The following is a 17,178-nucleotide window of genomic DNA, read 5'->3' on the forward strand; positions in this document are numbered from 1 at the left end:
GGTCTCAATGGAACGGATCAAGGTAAACACGGCCCCGATCGAGGGGCAAAAGCCGGGCACATCGGGTCTGCGCAAGAAGACCCATGTCTTCATGGGGCCGCACTACCTCGAAAACTTCATTCAGGCGATCTGGAACGGCATCGGCGGCGCCGAGGGCAAGACCTTCGTTCTTGGGGGAGACGGGCGCTACTTCAACGATCGTGCCGCTCAGGTCATCCTGCGCATGGCCGCCGCTTCCGGCGCCCGCAAGGTCATCATCGGAAAGAACGCGCTCCTCTCCACGCCTGCGGCGTCCAACCTGATCCGCAAGCGCCAGACCGATGGCGGCATCATCATGTCGGCCAGCCACAATCCCGGCGGACCGGACGAGGACTTCGGCGTCAAGTTCAACACGCCCAACGGCGGTCCGGCCCCCGAAGAGGTCACGAACCGCATCTTCGAGGCGACGAAAGAGATCACGTCCTACGACATCATCGAGACGCAGGACATCGACCTCTCGGCGCTGGGTACGACCGTACTGGCGGGCATGGAGATCGAGGTTGTCGATTCCGTCGCCGATTATGCGGAATTGATGGAGTCGCTTTTCGACTTCGGAAAGATCCGCTCGCTTTTTGCCGGTGGCTTCACCATGCGCTTCGATGCCATGCATGCCGTGACTGGTCCCTACGCCACCGAGATCCTCGAAAACAGTCTTGGCGCAGCGAAGGGAACGGTGATCAACGGAACGCCCAGCCCCGATTTCGGCGGCGGCCACCCGGACCCGAACCCGATCTGGGCCAAGCCCTTGGTCGATCTCATGATGTCGGCCGATGCACCCGATTTCGCCGCCGCATCGGATGGTGACGGGGACCGCAACATGATCCTTGGTCGCGGCGTCTACGTCACTCCCTCCGACAGCCTTGCGGTGCTGGCCGCCAACGCACATCTCGCACCGGGCTATGCCAGGGGCCTCGCCGGTGTTGCGCGCTCAATGCCGACTTCGGGTGCGGTCGATCTGGTCGCCAAGGCCAAGGGGATCGGCTGCTACGAGACCCCCACGGGCTGGAAGTTCTTCGGAAACCTCCTTGATGCGGGCAAGGCAACGCTTTGCGGCGAGGAATCGGCAGGCACCGGCTCCGACCACGTCCGCGAGAAAGACGGCCTTTGGGCCGTGCTTCTCTGGCTGAACATGCTCGCCGAAAGCGGCAAGTCCGTGAAAGAGATGCTGGCGGACCACTGGCGCACCTATGGCCGGAACTACTATTCCCGCCACGACTACGAAGCCGTGGACTCGGGCATCGCCAACGCCATGATGGACGTGCTTCGCGGCCAACTCGCCGATCTTCCCAGCCAGGCCTTCCCCGCAGGCACCGTCGCAATGGCCGACGAATTCGCCTACGACGATCCAGTGGACGGCTCACGGTCCGAAGGGCAGGGGATCCGCGTCGTTTTCGAGAACGGCAGCCGCATCGTCTATCGCCTGTCCGGCACCGGAACGGTCGGCGCGACGCTGCGGGTCTATCTCGAAGCCTATGAAGACGATCCGGCGAAACTCGACGCCGATGCCGAGACCGCACTTGCCGACATCATCGCTACGGCCGACCAGATCGCGGGTATCCGCGAACGCACCGGCCGCGAAGCGCCGGACGTGAAGACGTAACGAACGCGCCGCTCAAGCTGTGACCATATCGGGATCAGCGAAAAGAGTTAGCATCCCGTCACCGCACGTTGCGTTAATGGCTCGGGCGTCGAGCGCCCGTGCCATACACTTTGCATACGCAATGCCGACGCTTTGCCGACCGGGTATTTTCCGTTAATTGCCCAGTGTGCAAAGGCCCATGGCGCCGCGACTCACGTCGGGCGTGCCAGGCGTTGGAAAATACGCTCGGAAAGTTCAGACGCGGTGATACGGCGCCCCGGCCAGGATCGAAGACGCGCGGTACAACTGCTCGGCCAGCATCACGCGGACCAGCATGTGCGGCCAGACCATCTGACCGAAACTCAGGGAAAAATCGGCAGTGGCGCGCAATGACGGATCTATCCCGTCCGCGCCCCCGATGACAAAGGCCGCCTCGGCGCGTCCTTCGTCGCGCCACTTGGCCAGAAGGTCGGCAAATGCCGGAGATGACAGGGTTTTTCCCCGCTCATCAAGTATGCAAACAGGATTTGAACCGCTGACCACTTTCTCCAGAAGCGCGGCTTCTGAGGCGATTCCACCCTTCTTCGCTTCGACCTCCTGGAGGGTCACAGGCCCAAGCCCAAGGACCCGCCCTGTCTTGTCGAAACGGTCGAGATAGTCAGAGACAAGATCGGCCTCCGGGCCGGAACGCAGCCGGCCCACTGCAGCGATCTTCAGCTTCATCGGGCTGGTCTAGCTCCGTGACGCAGCAGCCGCCTCGGCGGGAGAAAGCCACATCTTTTCAAGCTGATAGAATTCCCGAACCTCGGGACGGAAGACATGGACGATCACATCGCCAGTGTCGATCAGAACCCAGTCGCCGGCTTCCTTGCCTTCGACTTTCGAGAGCCGTCCGAATTCCTGCTTCAGCTTGTCCGTCAGGTGCTCGGCGATAGCCGCGACCTGCCGCGACGACCGGCCGGAAGCGATCACCATGTAATCGGCCATTTCGGACTTGCCGCGCAAATCGATCTTCACGATCTCCTCGGCCTTGTCGTCTTCCAGCGATGTCAGGATGTGTCCGAGCAACTCATCGCTCGTAAGTTTCGCAGCGTCTCCGGTCATTGCTGACCGGGATGCGTTTGCGGTCGAATTCGCGACCGCGTCATGGACTTGAGACAGGGCATTGACCTCCTTCGTCACACGCGGATCGTCCCGATCCACGCTCACCATATACAAAATGTAGCATCGAAGACGTTCAATTCCAAGATCATCGCAAGTGGACGTGTCTCAATAGTCACGTTCGAAGAAGACGCCAATCGAGCTGTCCCCTTCGTTCGTCACCGATCCCTTGAGCGTGAACGAGGGTGAAACGTCGAGGTTGAGGTTCAATTTGGTTTCGCCACCAGCACCAATGGTCACATCCGTGTAGAGGTTCTCCCCAAGATAGGCCCCAGCCGTGACGGCTGTGTTTCCCTCCTCGTCCACCGTGATATCGAGGTCTGCCAAACCCGCGCCCTGACGAATATTACCAACAATTCCCTCGCCTCCGCGCCCGGCAAGTGTGCGTACGGCCAGCGCAAGTCGCGCGGCCTGTATCGGTGAAAGCGTGTCCAGCCCGCGTCCGAAAATCAGCCGCGCCAAGACCTCTTCTTGCGGCAACTCAGGTTCCGATGTGAACGAGATTTCAGGGTCCATCACCGGCCCCGCCACGATGACGTTGATTGCGTATTCCTCGGCCCGTGTCGTCGCGCGAATTCGGACGATTGGCAAGAAGGACCCCTGTATGGTCACCGTTGCCTCCTCCAGAGCGAGTCGCTGGCCAAGAATGTCCAGACGACCCCGGATCAAGTTGAAGGCTCCCAAAGGAATGGTGTTGTTGGTTGTTCCCGTAATTCGGAGATCGCCCCCGAATTCGCTCTCGAGGCCGCGACCCCGTATGAAAAGTCGGTTCGGCGCGGAAACCCGAATGTCGAGAGAATACCCAGGACCGGTCGCCTGAGAATTCGACGTTCCACCTCCCAGCAATCCGGCGCGCTGGCGGGTGCCACGAACCGGTGGCGGCTCGTTGAGATGGGTGATCTCGGGTATGGCGCCCGCTCCGCCAAGCCCGGAAGACGGGATACGGATATTGGTTTCCGCCAGAGCCAGATCTCCTGAGATGCGTGCGCCTCCCAGTAGCGGACCCGAAATCGAGATGTCACCATCGACAGTGGTTTCCAGAATTCGTGGATCCTTAAGTACGACCTGTCTCAACGCCACTGTCAGATCTGCCGGAAACGGACTTGTTAGGCTGACGGGACCGTTTGCCGACAAGACGCCGCCGCTTTCAACGGCGGCTGTCATGGAAATCTGAGCCCGCCCGCCCGAAAGTGCCGCCGTTGCTGATATGTCATTCAGAACCACGTTCAGCGTAGGTGCGATCAGGCGCGCACCTGAGCTGGTAATCTGGCCAGAGAGCGAGTTCAGGGATGGAGCACCCCGAATGGACAAGCGAAACCCGGCAGTTCCGGATACGGCCCTGGGAGCAATGAAACTGTTGAGAAATCCGAGTGGGGCATTGCCACGAATATCCATGTCGACGTTCTTCAGATCGGCCTCTGCAGTTCCAGATGCTGAGACCTCCGATCCGCCTGGACCGCTTGCTGCGAGATCCAGTTCATATTGACCATCGGGATTTTGACCGAGCGTGCCGGTCACCGTGGCAGGTCCTGCGAACCCGGGCGCAAACGAAGAGATTTCTTGCAGTCTTGCGCGAAGCTCGATTTCACTCCCGTCAGCCGCAAGCGAGCCGGATGCGTTCGCGCTCAGAAGCGCGGTCGACAGGTCCATGCTCGCTATTCTGATCTCGGCGCCATCTCGTACGGCCGCGAATTCCAGGGACAAATCGCCCGTAAGCAGGCGATCCGCTTCCGTTTGTCCGATGCTGAGGTTAGAGCCAGCGATCGAGCCGGTCAGGTCAAAATGCTCCAGATCAGCACTGATACGCCCCGATGCATCACCCGCCAACTTGCCTGCTAGGGGCAGTCCTGACAGGTCGGCAAGAATTGAGAGATCGTCCGCATTGGCTTGCAACTTGCCGTCGAATGCGGCGGCTTGGCCAAGGGGATCGGCGGCGGTTCCATCCAGCTTGATCGAAAGCCCGGCACCACGGGCTTCAGTTACGACTTGCCAGTCGAGACCGGCTTGCTGTCCGCGTGCGGAGAACTCCAAGGATTCGGCTGGCGCACCCACCAGCAGCTTCGATGCGTCGGGCAATCTTCCCGTGATATCGAACCGCCCGGTCTCGGGAACGATTTCTCCGTTGCCTTGCAACTCGATCCAGGGCCCCACCGCGGAACTGTCCCGCAAGGTATAGACGTTACCTGCGACTGCCCCATCCAAATCAAAGATGACATCGCCGCCCAACAGACTGTCTGCCTGGGCAATGCCGGTTTTGAGGTTGCTGGACGATCCGGTCAGTTTGAGGGATACGCGGCTGAGGTCCGTCGCCAGTTCACCAGCAAAATCGGTGGAAATACTGCCCGCGATTGGCCGCTCGGCCAGCGCCGCGAAATCGCTCAGGTCATCGGCTTCGAACCGTCCGCTGCCGGAGATCACAGGCAAATGAAAGACGTCTACTGCGCTACCTCGCCCGATGAGGCGCGTACCTTCGAGCGCGGTCTCTACATTCCAACTCCAGACCCTGTCGTCGTCCTCCTGTGCATCTCCCGTCAAGCGAACTGGGCCGGAAACCTGCGGTAGCAGAATAGAGGCATCATCCAATGAGCCTGAAAGAACCAGCGCAGAGCCTCCGGATTTCAGCGAAATTCGGCCTGTAATTTCGGCATTGGGGGTCTCGAGCGTCCGGATCTCTGCCGCAATTCCTGTCTTGTCGCGACGCGCCGAAATATCCAGGTTTGCCTCGCCTTCGAGAATCCGGTCGGCCTGCTCGTTGTCGACGAAGAGATCTCCACTCGTTCCCTTTGCGGAGAAATCAAAGAAGCCTGCTAGAGGCTGAAGGTCAAAATCTGTTTCCAGAGCGACCCGTCCGCCCAGGGTGCGGCCAGCGATACCGGAAAACGCGGATAGTTGATTGGCGAATAAGTTGGCTTCCCCAGAAATCGCAGGGCCATTCCCGGCAAAGGCCACCTCGGCATTTCCGTCCAGCCCATAAGTCTCGCCATTGACTGAAAGGCCTTCAAGGCGCAGTGGGCCGCCTGATGTCCAGTCAAGGTCCGCTCGTCCCGTTACTACCTCACCCAACGCCTCTGCGGCTTCGGGGCTTCCCAGATCAAGTTCCGTCGCCGAGAAGTCAAAGGATGCCGAGATTGACGCCTCGGGTTGCGAGCGAATCCGGCCCGTGCCGGAAAGCGAAAGCTCAGCAGTTGAAAATCCAGGGCGGTCCAGTTCGGCGATGACGAATGCGCCGCGCCACATGTCACTGTCCGCAGCATCAAACTGTACATTCAGGTCGACGCGGTTCACTCGCGTTTCGGGACCTGGAATAGGCAACAGAACTGGCGTCCCGTCCTGTGCGATGTCACCTGTCAGGTCGATTTCCGATGGCAGCCCGTCTGACCCGAGGCGGACGATCCCACCGAGGCGCAGCGACGCCGCCGAAAGATCAAGTTCCTCGATGTGAAGTCGCCCGTCGGGAAAAGATAGGACGGAAGCCGCCACACGAACATCAGGGCCGAAAAAAGGTTGGTATTCAGGATAGAAGATTGGAGCGATGTCTCCGGACACATGCGCAATGGTCTGCAAGGTACCCGGTTCACTGCCTTCGGGAATGCTTGTCGTTACCTGACCAGCCAAACGTTCCGCGCCATCGGTCGAAAGTCGAATGTCCGCCGAATAGTTGTCGATAGGAGCTTCGCCCTTGATCTCGAACTCGACGGATGGGCGCCCTGGCAGATCAAGAAGTTGCGCCAGGATACCGTCTTCGTCTTCCTTGACGATGAGATCAACGTTGAGAACCCGGCTCTGGTTTGAAAAGCCAGCACCCAGCGCAATAGTCCCAGAGCCGTCCAGCTTATCCAGCGACAGGCTGGCCGAACCTTCCCCGCCTTCAAGGTTTAGGGCTCCCCCAATCGAGACCACTGTCTCGATGCCGAAAACAGGTTGGCCGATATCGACCCGCTCGGCCGCAACGCTGTCGATGGCAACAGAAACTGGCAGTTCGGGCAGGCTGAAGCCGGATGCCTCGGGAGTAGGCGGTTCCGCTGTCTCGCTGGGCACCGGAAGGCGCGGCATCATGATTTCGGCTGCAGTAAGCTCGGTGACTTCAAGTCGGCCGCGAAACAATGCCAGTCGGCTCCAGTCCAGAACGACATCGTTCAGGATCAGCCACTCGCCCTGATCATCCTTGACCGTCAGGTTGTCGAGAGTAGCGCGTCCCGAAAGTGCGCCCGCAAAGCCTCTGATCGATACCTCTCGGCCTTCTCCGGAAAGATTGTCTTCAATGAATCTTTCAAGAAGCCCGCCTTGTTCCTCGTCGCTGGAGGACTCATCGGTTCCGAAGAGCCTGTCGAAGAAACCTGGCGTTTCCTGCGCTTCAGCAGGCAAGGCGGTGAGTAGAACCAGTGTTAGCGGCAAAAACCGACGCATCAGAACGCCTGCCCGATACCAAGATAAATGTAGTAGCTTGACGCTGGCGTGCTGCCGGAGATCGGCGTCGCCACATCGAGACGAATGGGTCCGATCCCGGTGTCATATCGCAAGCCTAAACCTGCGCCCGCATGGCTGTCTCCTGAAAGATCGGGAAATTCCTCTGAACCGATGTAGCCCCAGTCGGCAAAGCCGACGACTTCGATACTCTCGGTTACGTGCTGGCGCAGTTCCGCAGAGAGGCCAAGAAAGCTGCGCCCGCCACTTCGCTGGCCGCCGCCCAGTTCAACGGCAAGAGACTGGTAATCCTGTCCTCTTACAGTTCCGCCGCCACCTGAAAAGAATCTGTATATTGGAGGGCTTTCCAGAAGAGCCGGTCCAAAGAGCGATCCCCATTGCACCCGGGCGGCAACTGTTGTCCGGTCCTCCGCTCCAAAACTTTCATAACCTCTGGCGTCCAGCACGAACCGGGCGCCGTCGGTGGTGCCAGACAATCCGTGAAACGGCGTGATCTCTAGGTCCACGAAATAGCCGTCTTGCGGGTTCAACGGATTGTCACGCCGCTCGTAGGTCGCGCCCAAGGGCAAAGTAACCAAGCTGTAGGTTTCTCGCCCGAAATTGTCGATGACATCCGAGAAATGATACCCAAGGCCGAAGTCGACGACTAGATTATCAGTGGCATAGCGCGTGAAACCCAGCGCAAACTCGAATGACTGGGATTCGAAATCTGGCTCGTCCAGCTTCTCCAATTCGATCGTCGAATAGAGGTCAACGTCGGCCCTGGGTGTCGCGGGTCGTTCGTAGCGGACACCGAACGTGTAGTCTGTGCCGCCAGTCTCGCCACCGAGGCCCGCAATTTCCCCATCCACCCGAAATCTCTCGGCGCCGCCAAGGAGATTTCGGTGGAGCCAGAATCCTGACAGCCGAACACCTTCAACAGTTGAGTACTCCGCGCCGAAACCGAAACGCCTTGGCGTTTGTTCAACCACATCAATTGTCAGGGGGAGGGTATCGCCCGGGCCAATCTGATCCGCTTCCTCCACGGTGACTGCCCGAAAGCTGCCTGTGCGTCGCAATCGCCGCACGGCACGTTCGATCTCCTTCGGATCATAGTCGCGGCCTTCCTCCAAGCCCGAGATGGTCAGAATGCGGCGCGTGCGCACGTCCACGTTGCCGCTTACTGTGACTTCTCCAAAGGAGAGTTTCGGACCTGGATCGACTTCAATTCGCGCCCTGAACTGCCTGTCGAGGTGGTTCGCGACCAACTGCTGTTCGGCGATGCTTGCTTTGGCATGTCCCGCGTTTCGCCAGCCATCGACCACCGCGGTTGCGGTTTCTCTGATTGTATCCGCACTTGCTGGCTGACCGGGGGCAAATTCGCTTGGCAATTCGGTGCCTGAGGCGAGAGGGGCAGCAGTCGCTTCGGAGAACATATAACGCGGTCCTGGCACGACCCTGACTTCTATTGTCGATACCTGGTCGGGTGGAGAGAGAGGAGGTATCGCCGCTGCTTCGCGCCCATCGACGGTGATGTTGATTATTCCGCCGTAATGAGCATTTGCGTAGAGCACCCCAAGCAAGCGTGCGTAGTCCGCCTGTGCCGCCGCCAGAAGTTCTTCGGTGTCCGTCGTGTTGTTCTGGGCAGCCTGGAATAACAGGGATGAACCCAGCAGCGAGTCGCGCAAATCGCCTGTTGCTCCGGGCGTCAGGATACGAATCTCCGACTGTGAATGCGCGGAAGATCCGGCAGCAACCCAGATACCGAATATCAGACAGCTTAGAAGTCGTCGAAACATGTCTTCCCCAAAGGACATGATGGTCATGATAGCGTGCTTCGCAAATGGGCAACAGGGGTTCAGCCTGTAAATTACGGTGCCGCGATCTGTGGCCCAAGCATTCGTACCTCGCGCTGCGGGAAAGGGATCGAGACTCCGTTTTCCTGAAACGCATCCCAAAGAGCCAGATAAACGTTACCGCGGATGTTGGTCAGTCCTCCGGACGGGTCGGTGATCCAGAAGCGCAGGATGTAGTCCACCGAGCTGTCTCCGAAGCCTGTGATGTGACAAACTGGCGGACGGGTTGCAAGAACACGGTCGACGCGGGTGGCGGCTTCGATCGCAAGCCTGCGGACGAGATGCGGATCATCGCCGTAAGATGTGCCGAAATGGATGTCGAGCCTGACGAAGTCGTCGGAATGAGACCAGTTGACCACCTGCCCCGTGATCAGGTCCTCGTTCGGAATAAGGTACTCCTTGCCGTCACGAGTGGTGATCGAGACGTAGCGGGCGCCGAGTGAGTTGATCCACCCGAAAGTGTCTCCGATGGAGATCACGTCTCCCGGCTTGATAGATTTGTCGAGAAGTATGATCACGCCCGAGACCAGATTGGACACGACCTTTTGCAGGCCAAAACCTAGGCCGACACCGATCGCACCGGACAAGACTGCGAGACCAGTCAGATCTACTCCAACCACTTTCAGCCCAATGAAGAATGCCGCTCCGAACAGTAAGACTTGCAGGAACTTGACGGTCAGAACCTGCATGGACGGCGAGATATTCTCGTTATTTTGTATTCGGGTTGCCGCCGAATGCGTGACCAGCCGCGCCAACGTAAAAAGAGTTCCGATGACGATTAGCGCCTGAAGAATGCGCAATAGCGAGAGATGGAATTCGCCGATGTCGATGGCCAGCGCGTCCAGGAATCGTGTGAGTTCATCAGCGAGGCCGATGTAGTAGAGCGTGACGTATATCCAAAGCGACCATGTCACGATCCGCCGTAGCAGCTGATTGCGGACAAGTCGTGCGGCAAATCCGACCAACAAAACTGCCAGCGCGATCGTACCGACCAACTCCAGCAAGAACCTGCGCGAAATAAAGGGAGTGATCTCTGCCATCAACCAGGCGGCAATCCAGATCAACAAAGTGAATATCATGAGCCCCAGGCGCCGGTGCAGTAGGATCAGGGTCCGAAGCTGCCATTTTGGCTTACCTTCCAGCCCATGCATCCATTCGCGAATTCTCGGGTTGATCCACCGGTTCAGGGCCCATGCCAGAAAGATGCAAAGGAAAAGGATACCTATCTGGTATAGGCGGGACGGAAGCAGCATTAGACGCGCCTCCGACAAGGCGCGTGTCCAAAGGCTTAACAACTGTTCAGCCAGGGAAGCCAGTTCAGCGTTCATTCTCGAAGCATGGCTTTCGCTAAGGAAAGTCGCAAGCGGTTCATGCCCGCGCTGGTTGACCCATGCCTTCTGGTGGTCTCTGCCCTGCAGTCCTTTCGCTGCCGAAATTTCGCAAACGCAAGGCATTGGTCACTACGGCGACGCTGGAAAATGCCATAGCTCCGGCTGCAAGCATCGGCGACAGAAGAATGCCCCACATCGGGAACAGGATCCCGGCCGCTACTGGAATAAGAAGGACGTTGTAACCGAAGGCCCAACCAAGGTTCTGGCGAATGTTTCGCATTGTGGCGCGCGACAGCTTGATCGCGCGGACAACGCCTTCGGCGTCGCCCGACATCAGGACGACGTCAGCAGTTTCGATCGCCACATCGGTTCCTGTTCCGATTGCAATTCCAACGTCAGCTGCCGCCAGGGCAGGCGCATCATTGATCCCATCTCCGACAAACGCGACTGCACCTTGAGACGTCAGTGATTTGATCGTTTGAACCTTGGTCTCAGGTAAGGCCTCGGCGATGACTGTATCTATCCCGAGCCTTTTTGCGATCGCTTCGCCTGTCGATCTTGCATCACCCGTGATCATGGCGACGCGGAGCCCGAGTGCGTGAAGGTCGGAAATTGTTTCTATCGCTCCTGGCTTGATTGGATCCGAGACTGCGATGACTCCGGCCACCTGGCCATCGACACCCACATAGAACGCCGTCTTACCTTCTGCCGCGAGACGTTCTGACTCTGTCGTCAATTCAGCGGTATCGATCCCGTTCCGGCGCATCAGTCGCGCAGTTCCAACCGAAACCTTGCGGCCTTCGACGGTGGCACTGATCCCCTCCCCGGTCACGCTGTTGAATTCTTGCGCGGCAGGTACGGTCTCGGACGCCCTCAGGATCGCGCGCGCAATCGGATGCTCAGAATTCGCTTCGGCGCCTGCGGCCAGTCTCAACAGAGGTGTCCGTTCCCAACCTTGTACCGTGATTACTTCGGTGACTTCTGGTCGTCCTTCTGTCAGCGTGCCTGTCTTGTCGAAAGCGACCACTTGGACTTCGCTCAGCGATTGCAGTGCATCGCCTTTTCGGAACAGAATTCCAAGTGAAGCAGCCCTGCCGACACCAACCATGATTGAGGTGGGCGTCGCCAATCCCATCGCACAGGGGCAGGCGATGATCAGCACCGATACTGCGGCCACCAGCGCCAACCCCAAAACACCCATGCCCCCCAAAACCAGCCAAGTTCCAACGGTAACCGCCGCAACCGCGAGAACTGCCGGGACAAAGACACTCGTGATGCGATCGACGAGGCTTTGAATTGGCAGTTTGGCGCCCTGTGCGTCCTCAACCATTTGAACGATACGCGCCAGAACGGTATCCGCGCCTATCCCTGTCACACGAAAGGTGAAAGTGCCTGTTCCATTCACGGTCCCTCCGGTAACTTTCGCGTCGGGGGCCTTCGCGACAGGAACCGGTTCGCCAGTTATCATCGCCTCGTCGACGTAACTCGTGCCCTCGGTAACCACGCCATCGGTAGCGATGCGCTCGCCGGGCTTCACCCGCACAAGATCTCCTACCGAAAGGCTAGCGATCGGGCGTTCCTCAACATGGCCGTCCGTTACGACCCACGCTGTTTCCGGGCGCAGGCCGACAAGCGCGCGGATAGCGGCCCCGGTTCGTCCCTTTGCTCTTGCTTCGAGAAAACGGCCAAGAAGGATCAGCACCACGATCACTCCGGCAGCTTCAAAGTACACGTTGCGGGTGCCCGCCGGGAGGATACCTGGTGCGAAGGTTGCAATAGTGGAATATGCGAATGCCGCGAAGGTGCCCAGAGCGACCAGAGCATTCATGTCCGGCGCACCTCTGAGCAGTGATGGAAAGCCCTTTGTGTAAAACCGTCGTCCTGGACCCACGAGTGCCGCGCCGACGAGGAAGAATGAAAGAACACGCGCTGTGTGATGTCCTATTGTCTGTTCGACAAGAGCATGCATTCCCGGGATGACGTGGCCACCCATTTCGACGAGGAAAACAGGCAAAACAAGCGCTCCGGCAATCCAGGTCGCGCGGCGCAAGTCATTGGCTTCTTCCGCCTGCCTGTCCGATTGCGAGGGTGCATCGCTGTCCATAGGAGCGATCGGGTAGCCTGCTTTTTCGGCTGTAGAGCGCAGCGCCGCTAGGTCGATGCGCCCTGCAGTCGTGATGCGTGCCGTCTGGTCGGCTAGGTTCACGCTAACTTCGGCCACTCCGGGGACTTCGGCCAGTGCCGTTTCGAGCCTGCGGACACAAGAAGCGCACGATAGCCCCTCAACCGAGAACCTATGCTTCTCCGTTATGGCGGGATACCCTGCGCTATCCAGAGCTGCCATCAACTGGGCAGGCTTGACCTCTCCATCATAGTCGGCCTCGACCGTATTCGTCGCGAGGTTTGCCCGAGCGGCCACGACACCAGGTAGTGCCTGCAACGCGGTCTCGACTCTCCTGACGCACGACGCGCAACTCATGCCCTCAATTTCAGCGCGGAATGTAGCGGTCATTTTCGATCTCCAGCCTTGATGGGCAAGAGATAGTCCTTCCAGTAACTGGAAGGTCAAGGCCCTAACTAACTTTTAACCAGGTTCCCATTCCGGCGGCATGGTGGCCGAGCATGTGGCAATGCAATAGCCAGTCGCCTGGATTGTGCGCCGCAAAGAGAACCGCCTTCGATTGACCTGGCTGGATTAATGTTGTGTCCCGGAAATCCCCGGGCCGGCCGGTGTCATCGATTTCGTAGAAATGGTGCCCGTGCAGGTGCATGGCATGAGGCCACATGGTTTCATTCACGAACCTGATACGAACCGGCTCGTTTTTACCGATTTTCGCAAGAGGCTCTTCGGGCCGACCTGCGTACCCATTTAACGCCCAGAACAAGCCCTCGCTTGCCAGTTCGCGTCCCGTTTTCCTCCCCGTCATGCTTTCAGCTTCTGCCAGCCAGCGCATGGCTCCGCCCTGAATGAGTACCGTCACTTCTTGGGCGGAAGATGCATCGGGGATTGCAGAGTGCGGATTGAGAGGCAGTGGGCTGGGAGGCGCATTTCTAGTCTTGCCGGCGCCGGACACCTCGAATGATACTTGCGCAAACCGCTCCTCGCCGACGATGTCCAGCAATACGGCTTCTTCGGAGTCTCCGGCTTCGATGTCGACGATCAAATCCAACCGCTGAGCCGGCGCCAACAGGAAGGGGCCTTCTATGGCGCGCGGATCTGCAATTGGCATGCCGTCGGTTGCCATGATCCAGCCGCGCATGCCGGCCAGTCCCAGAGTGAAGATGCGCGCGTTCGCTGCATTGATCAGTCGCAGGCGCAGTCGGTCACCTTTCCGGGCAGCCAGAACGAGTTCCATCGCGCCATTTGTCGTGACGACATTGCCCAGTCGTCCGCCGTGGCTCAGGTCATGCCCGTTGTCGAAACCGCCCATGACCTGCGCTTCCGGATCAAGCCGCCAGTCGTCCAGAACCAGCACGTGCTCGGCATCTACGTCGATCGGTTCCGGTTCTTCGACAATCAACGGCCCATAAAGTCCTCGTTCGACCTGCTCGACGGATTGAAGGTGTGAATGGTACCAGTAAGTTCCAGCGTCGGGGCAAACAAAAGAATAGTCAAAGCTTTCGCCCGGCCCGATCGGCGGTTGGGTTACGCCAGGAACCCCATCCATCGCATTATCAATCCGTATCCCATGCCAGTGCACGCTCGTTGCCACGTCCAGTTCATTGAACAATCTCAAGTACAGTCGGGAACCCTGAGAGATGCGCAATTCCGGTCCCGGTGTGATGCCATCGAAAGACCAGACATTGGTTTCAGGATAATCCGATGGCGCGATCCGCACCGACGAGGCACGCGCAGACATGTTTCTGGGTTGTGACGCCAAAACAGGCGCTGGCAAAAGGGACAGGGCCGCGGAGCCGGACAGGAAAGACCGTCTTTTCATAGAGAACTCCCTGGATAGCTGGTAGGGATGTGTGCCGGAGAGCCTTCGGGTCAAGAACGCGAGAGCTTCAGCGCCTCTCGAACGCGATCCATTGGCCGATGTCGTACCACTGATCGGTAAGGGATTTCGGAGCCGGTGGGAAGGGCGCGGCGCGCCGAACAGCGAGGACCGCCGCCTTGTCGAGGGCAGGGCTTCCAGACGACCGTGCGACGGATACTTCTGCGAGCTTGCCGTTCGGAAGCACGACCATGGCCACACGAACCCGGCCCTCGTCTCGTGTTCCACGGGGATAGACGTGATGATGCGCGATCCTTCTCTGGATTACAGCGGCCCAAGCCGATGTCGCCGCTTGTCGCTCAGCCTCGGACATCTTCGGAAGCGATGCCGGTATCGAAGAGCCACGGCTTCCCGCGCCACCTGTTCCTGCCGCGGTCCTGCGTGCTACGGCTTCAGAGTCGGACGCGGTGGGTCTAGGGGAGGGTCGCTCCGCAATTCTCGGCGCATCGTCAGACGCGGGCCGAGACTTGCCGATTGCAGGTAAGGCGTCCGCGACCGGCGCGCTCTCTAGAGGAGGTGCTGGTATGCTGGCAGTATCGGTTTCGAGTGACGGCTCATTTGGCAGAGAGGTTGCTGGGTCCGGGATTTGCAGGCCGGTTGGAGCAGTCCAAGCGACGACAGGGGTGTCACGCGCATCGAGGGCGGGCGGCATTGTTTCGGGTTGTGTGACCCGCTTGGGCGGTATTTCGCGCGAAATACCCGAATAGTCTTCCACGGCCGGGTTCGGGCTGGAAAGCACCTGCGCTTCGTAGGTCGACGGTGAAGTGTCCCACGACCGGACAACGGCGGCCACGGATGGCGATGCGGCAGCGACGCTTATCCTGTTTCTCCCGTCATCCCCAGCGCCACCGCCGCTTTGACCTGGGCCAACCGCGAGGATACCGGCGTGAACCGCGGCTGCGGCACAAAAAGCAAAGAAGAGATCGCCTCGCCCGCTCATGGTTCCACCGCTTCCACGGGGTGAAAGACCGGCCCGTTCGGCGTGTCGGCCCAATGGCCCCCGACGGAAAAAACAGAACGCATGCGCATGTCGGTCAGCACTTTGTCCGGTGATCCATCCGCCACGACACGCCCGCGGTCCAAAAGAACCAGTCTGTCACAGTAGCGCGATGCAAGTCCCAGATCGTGCAATGAGACAGCCACGGTCTTAGATTCAGCGGCCAGAGACTGGAACACCTTCATTGCGGCGATTTGATGGGCCGGGTCGAGGCCTGCGATCGGTTCGTCGGCAAACACAACGGGTGTTTCTTGCGCGAGAACCCGGGCGATCAAAGCCCGTGCTCTTTCACCACCCGAAAGCTCGTTTGCCTGTCTCCGGGCCAAACCCTGGAGGCCCATTTTCGATATGGCCCGTGCAATGGCCGAGCGGTCTGTTTCGGATAGTTTTCGTCCAGCTGCCAGATAAGGTGTCCGCCCCAGCGCAACGAGCGTTTCGACATCAACTGGCCAAGCGATATCACGCTCCTGCGGAAGCCATGCCGCCATTCGTGCCCTGTCGCGCTCGGGAAGCAATGCGAGTGACGAGCGGCCTTCAAAAGGCAATAGGCCTAGCGCCGCACGCATGAGAGTTGTCTTTCCGGCACCGTTTGGTCCGATAAGGCCAACCAGTTCTCCCGGTTCTAAAGCCAGTGTTATCTGCTCCAGAACTGCAGTCTGACCGCGGCGCACCGACAGGTTTTCGATCCTTATTCCGTTCACAGACCTGCCCTCCGGGTGCGGAAAACGAGGTGCAGGAACACGGGTGCACCCACAAGGGCGGTAAGTACGCCAAGCTTGAGGTTCCGGTCCGGAAGAATCGTCTCGACGGCGGCGTCTGCCAGCAAGACCATGGCCGTACCTCCAAGGGCTGACGCAGGCAAAAGTCGCCCCGGTGCGCCGCCCACGAATGGTCTGAGAACATGCGGCACCACCAAACCAACGAAACCTACAGCACCAGTCACGGCCGTTGCCGCTCCGATTGCCGCTGCTGTCCCAGCGACAACCAGGGTCCGCAGGTGGGACATACGGATGCCGAGTGCCGTGGCAGCGTCTTCGCCAAGGGTCAGGGCATCGAGGCCCCTACCGCTCGCCATGAGTGCCACCCAGCCGGCGGCCATAAGAGGCAGTGCCAGCCAGACATGGGTCCAAGACCGATCGGACAGTGATCCCATCATCCAGAAGACGATCTCGCTGGCAGCGAATGGGTTTGGAGAGAGGTTCAGCACCAGTGTCGTCAGTGCTCCGCCGAGCGCGCTGATTGCGATGCCGGCAAGGATGAGCGTCAACGAAGAGCCACGCGGCCCAGCAAGCAGCACCAGGAGCGCCACGGACAGGCCTGCTCCGGCCAAGGCGGCAAGCGGCAGTGCGAGAGCGAAGCTGGCGGCGAGGCCGGTTTGGAGGGAGATGACCGCCCCAAGGGCCGCAAAGGAGGAGACGCCGATCAGTCCTGGTTCGGCAAGAGGGTTGCGAAGGAGTCCCTGCATCGCGGCACCCGTGAGGCCGAGGCTGGCGCCGACCATTGCGCCCAGAACGGCGCGGGGCAGGCGGATGTTGCGCATTATGTCGCTCTCGGGCCCGTCGGTGTCACTGAATAGCGACGAAAGCGCATCCAGAGGGGAAATCTCGGCAGGTCCGGTGATAAGCGACGCAATAAAGCCGATACAGCAAAGACTGATCAGAACGGGGTAAAGGACCGGGGGCCTCCCGGTTGCAATCCGATTATTCTCGGTGCCGGCCATCGCCATCCCGGTCACTCTCGCGTGTGTGTTCGGAAGGTCCTGATTCCGAACGGTGAATTTCAAGTCACCACACCGGAATGTCCGTAGCCCGTA

The 17,178-nt window shown here is 59.4% G+C and carries 11 protein-coding genes; 1 reads left to right on the forward strand and 10 read right to left on the reverse strand.

Annotated elements, in window-relative coordinates; translation table 11 throughout:
- The first annotated feature begins 7 nt into the window (after positions 1-7).
- The gene (locus ACKLNI_RS19495; protein WP_413720769.1) at positions 8-1,639 is read left to right on the forward strand and encodes an alpha-D-glucose phosphate-specific phosphoglucomutase; all 1,632 of its coding nucleotides are present in this window, start codon (positions 8-10) and stop codon (positions 1,637-1,639) included.
- A 234-nt stretch (positions 1,640-1,873) separates the two neighbouring features.
- Here ACKLNI_RS19495 and rlmH read toward each other — a convergent pair whose 3' ends face one another.
- The 10 genes from rlmH to ACKLNI_RS19545 all read right to left on the reverse strand — a co-directional run bounded on the left by rlmH (position 1,874) and on the right by ACKLNI_RS19545 (position 17,091).
- The gene (rlmH, locus tag ACKLNI_RS19500) at positions 1,874-2,341 is read right to left on the reverse strand and encodes a 23S rRNA (pseudouridine(1915)-N(3))-methyltransferase RlmH (protein WP_413720770.1); all 468 of its coding nucleotides are present in this window, start codon (positions 2,339-2,341) and stop codon (positions 1,874-1,876) included.
- A gap of 9 nt (positions 2,342-2,350) precedes the next feature.
- Positions 2,351-2,830 carry a ribosome silencing factor gene (gene rsfS, locus ACKLNI_RS19505; RefSeq protein WP_413720771.1) on the reverse strand — a complete coding sequence of 160 codons (480 nt, stop codon included), beginning with the start codon at positions 2,828-2,830 and terminating at the stop codon, positions 2,351-2,353.
- Positions 2,831-2,887: 57 nt separating this feature from the next.
- Positions 2,888-7,186 (reverse strand): translocation/assembly module TamB domain-containing protein, encoded by a 4,299-nt coding sequence (locus ACKLNI_RS19510; protein ID WP_413720772.1) that lies wholly within the window; start codon positions 7,184-7,186, stop codon positions 2,888-2,890.
- On the reverse strand, positions 7,186-9,009 hold the full coding sequence (locus ACKLNI_RS19515) for an autotransporter assembly complex protein TamA (protein ID WP_413720773.1): 1,824 nt from the start codon (positions 9,007-9,009) through the stop codon (positions 7,186-7,188). Before ACKLNI_RS19515 ends, ACKLNI_RS19510 begins: the two co-directional genes overlap by 1 nt.
- A 44-nt stretch (positions 9,010-9,053) precedes the next feature.
- The gene (locus ACKLNI_RS19520) at positions 9,054-10,367 is read right to left on the reverse strand and encodes a mechanosensitive ion channel family protein (RefSeq protein WP_413720774.1); all 1,314 of its coding nucleotides are present in this window, start codon (positions 10,365-10,367) and stop codon (positions 9,054-9,056) included.
- Positions 10,368-10,407: 40 nt separating this feature from the next.
- Positions 10,408-12,882 carry a heavy metal translocating P-type ATPase gene (locus ACKLNI_RS19525; RefSeq protein ID WP_413720775.1) on the reverse strand — a complete coding sequence of 825 codons (2,475 nt, stop codon included), beginning with the start codon at positions 12,880-12,882 and terminating at the stop codon, positions 10,408-10,410.
- Between the two features lie 61 nt (positions 12,883-12,943).
- On the reverse strand, positions 12,944-14,230 hold the full coding sequence (locus ACKLNI_RS19530; RefSeq protein WP_413720776.1) for a multicopper oxidase family protein: 1,287 nt from the start codon (positions 14,228-14,230) through the stop codon (positions 12,944-12,946).
- 148 nt (positions 14,231-14,378) lie between these two features.
- The gene (locus ACKLNI_RS19535; protein WP_413720777.1) at positions 14,379-14,681 is read right to left on the reverse strand and encodes an energy transducer TonB family protein; all 303 of its coding nucleotides are present in this window, start codon (positions 14,679-14,681) and stop codon (positions 14,379-14,381) included.
- A 623-nt stretch (positions 14,682-15,304) separates the two neighbouring features.
- Complete coding sequence (locus ACKLNI_RS19540) at positions 15,305-16,066, reverse strand: ABC transporter ATP-binding protein (protein ID WP_413720778.1); 762 nt, start codon at positions 16,064-16,066, stop codon at positions 15,305-15,307.
- The gene (locus tag ACKLNI_RS19545; RefSeq protein WP_413720807.1) at positions 16,063-17,091 is read right to left on the reverse strand and encodes a FecCD family ABC transporter permease; all 1,029 of its coding nucleotides are present in this window, start codon (positions 17,089-17,091) and stop codon (positions 16,063-16,065) included. The genes ACKLNI_RS19540 and ACKLNI_RS19545 overlap by 4 nt, the downstream gene beginning before the upstream one ends.
- Between the last annotated feature and the right edge of the window lie 87 nt (positions 17,092-17,178).

The organism is Silicimonas lutimaris (assembly GCF_047314965.1).
Taxonomy (GTDB): domain Bacteria; phylum Pseudomonadota; class Alphaproteobacteria; order Rhodobacterales; family Rhodobacteraceae; genus JAVJUV01.

Excerpts from the sequence above, each read along its gene's own strand:
- ACKLNI_RS19495 (WP_413720769.1), top strand. The coding sequence starts at position 8 with ATGGAACGGATCAAGGTAAACACGGCCCCGATCGAGGGGCAAAAGCCG.
- rlmH (WP_413720770.1), bottom strand. The coding sequence starts at position 2,341 with ATGAAGCTGAAGATCGCTGCAGTGGGCCGGCTGCGTTCCGGCCCGGAG.
- rsfS (WP_413720771.1), bottom strand. The coding sequence starts at position 2,830 with ATGGTGAGCGTGGATCGGGACGATCCGCGTGTGACGAAGGAGGTCAAT.
- ACKLNI_RS19510 (WP_413720772.1), bottom strand. The coding sequence starts at position 7,186 with ATGCGTCGGTTTTTGCCGCTAACACTGGTTCTACTCACCGCCTTGCCT.
- ACKLNI_RS19515 (WP_413720773.1), bottom strand. The coding sequence starts at position 9,009 with ATGACCATCATGTCCTTTGGGGAAGACATGTTTCGACGACTTCTAAGC.
- ACKLNI_RS19520 (WP_413720774.1), bottom strand. The coding sequence starts at position 10,367 with ATGAACGCTGAACTGGCTTCCCTGGCTGAACAGTTGTTAAGCCTTTGG.
- ACKLNI_RS19525 (WP_413720775.1), bottom strand. The coding sequence starts at position 12,882 with ATGACCGCTACATTCCGCGCTGAAATTGAGGGCATGAGTTGCGCGTCG.
- ACKLNI_RS19530 (WP_413720776.1), bottom strand. The coding sequence starts at position 14,230 with ATGTCTGCGCGTGCCTCGTCGGTGCGGATCGCGCCATCGGATTATCCT.
- ACKLNI_RS19535 (WP_413720777.1), bottom strand. The coding sequence starts at position 14,681 with ATGTCCGAGGCTGAGCGACAAGCGGCGACATCGGCTTGGGCCGCTGTA.
- ACKLNI_RS19545 (WP_413720807.1), bottom strand. The coding sequence starts at position 17,091 with ATGGCGATGGCCGGCACCGAGAATAATCGGATTGCAACCGGGAGGCCC.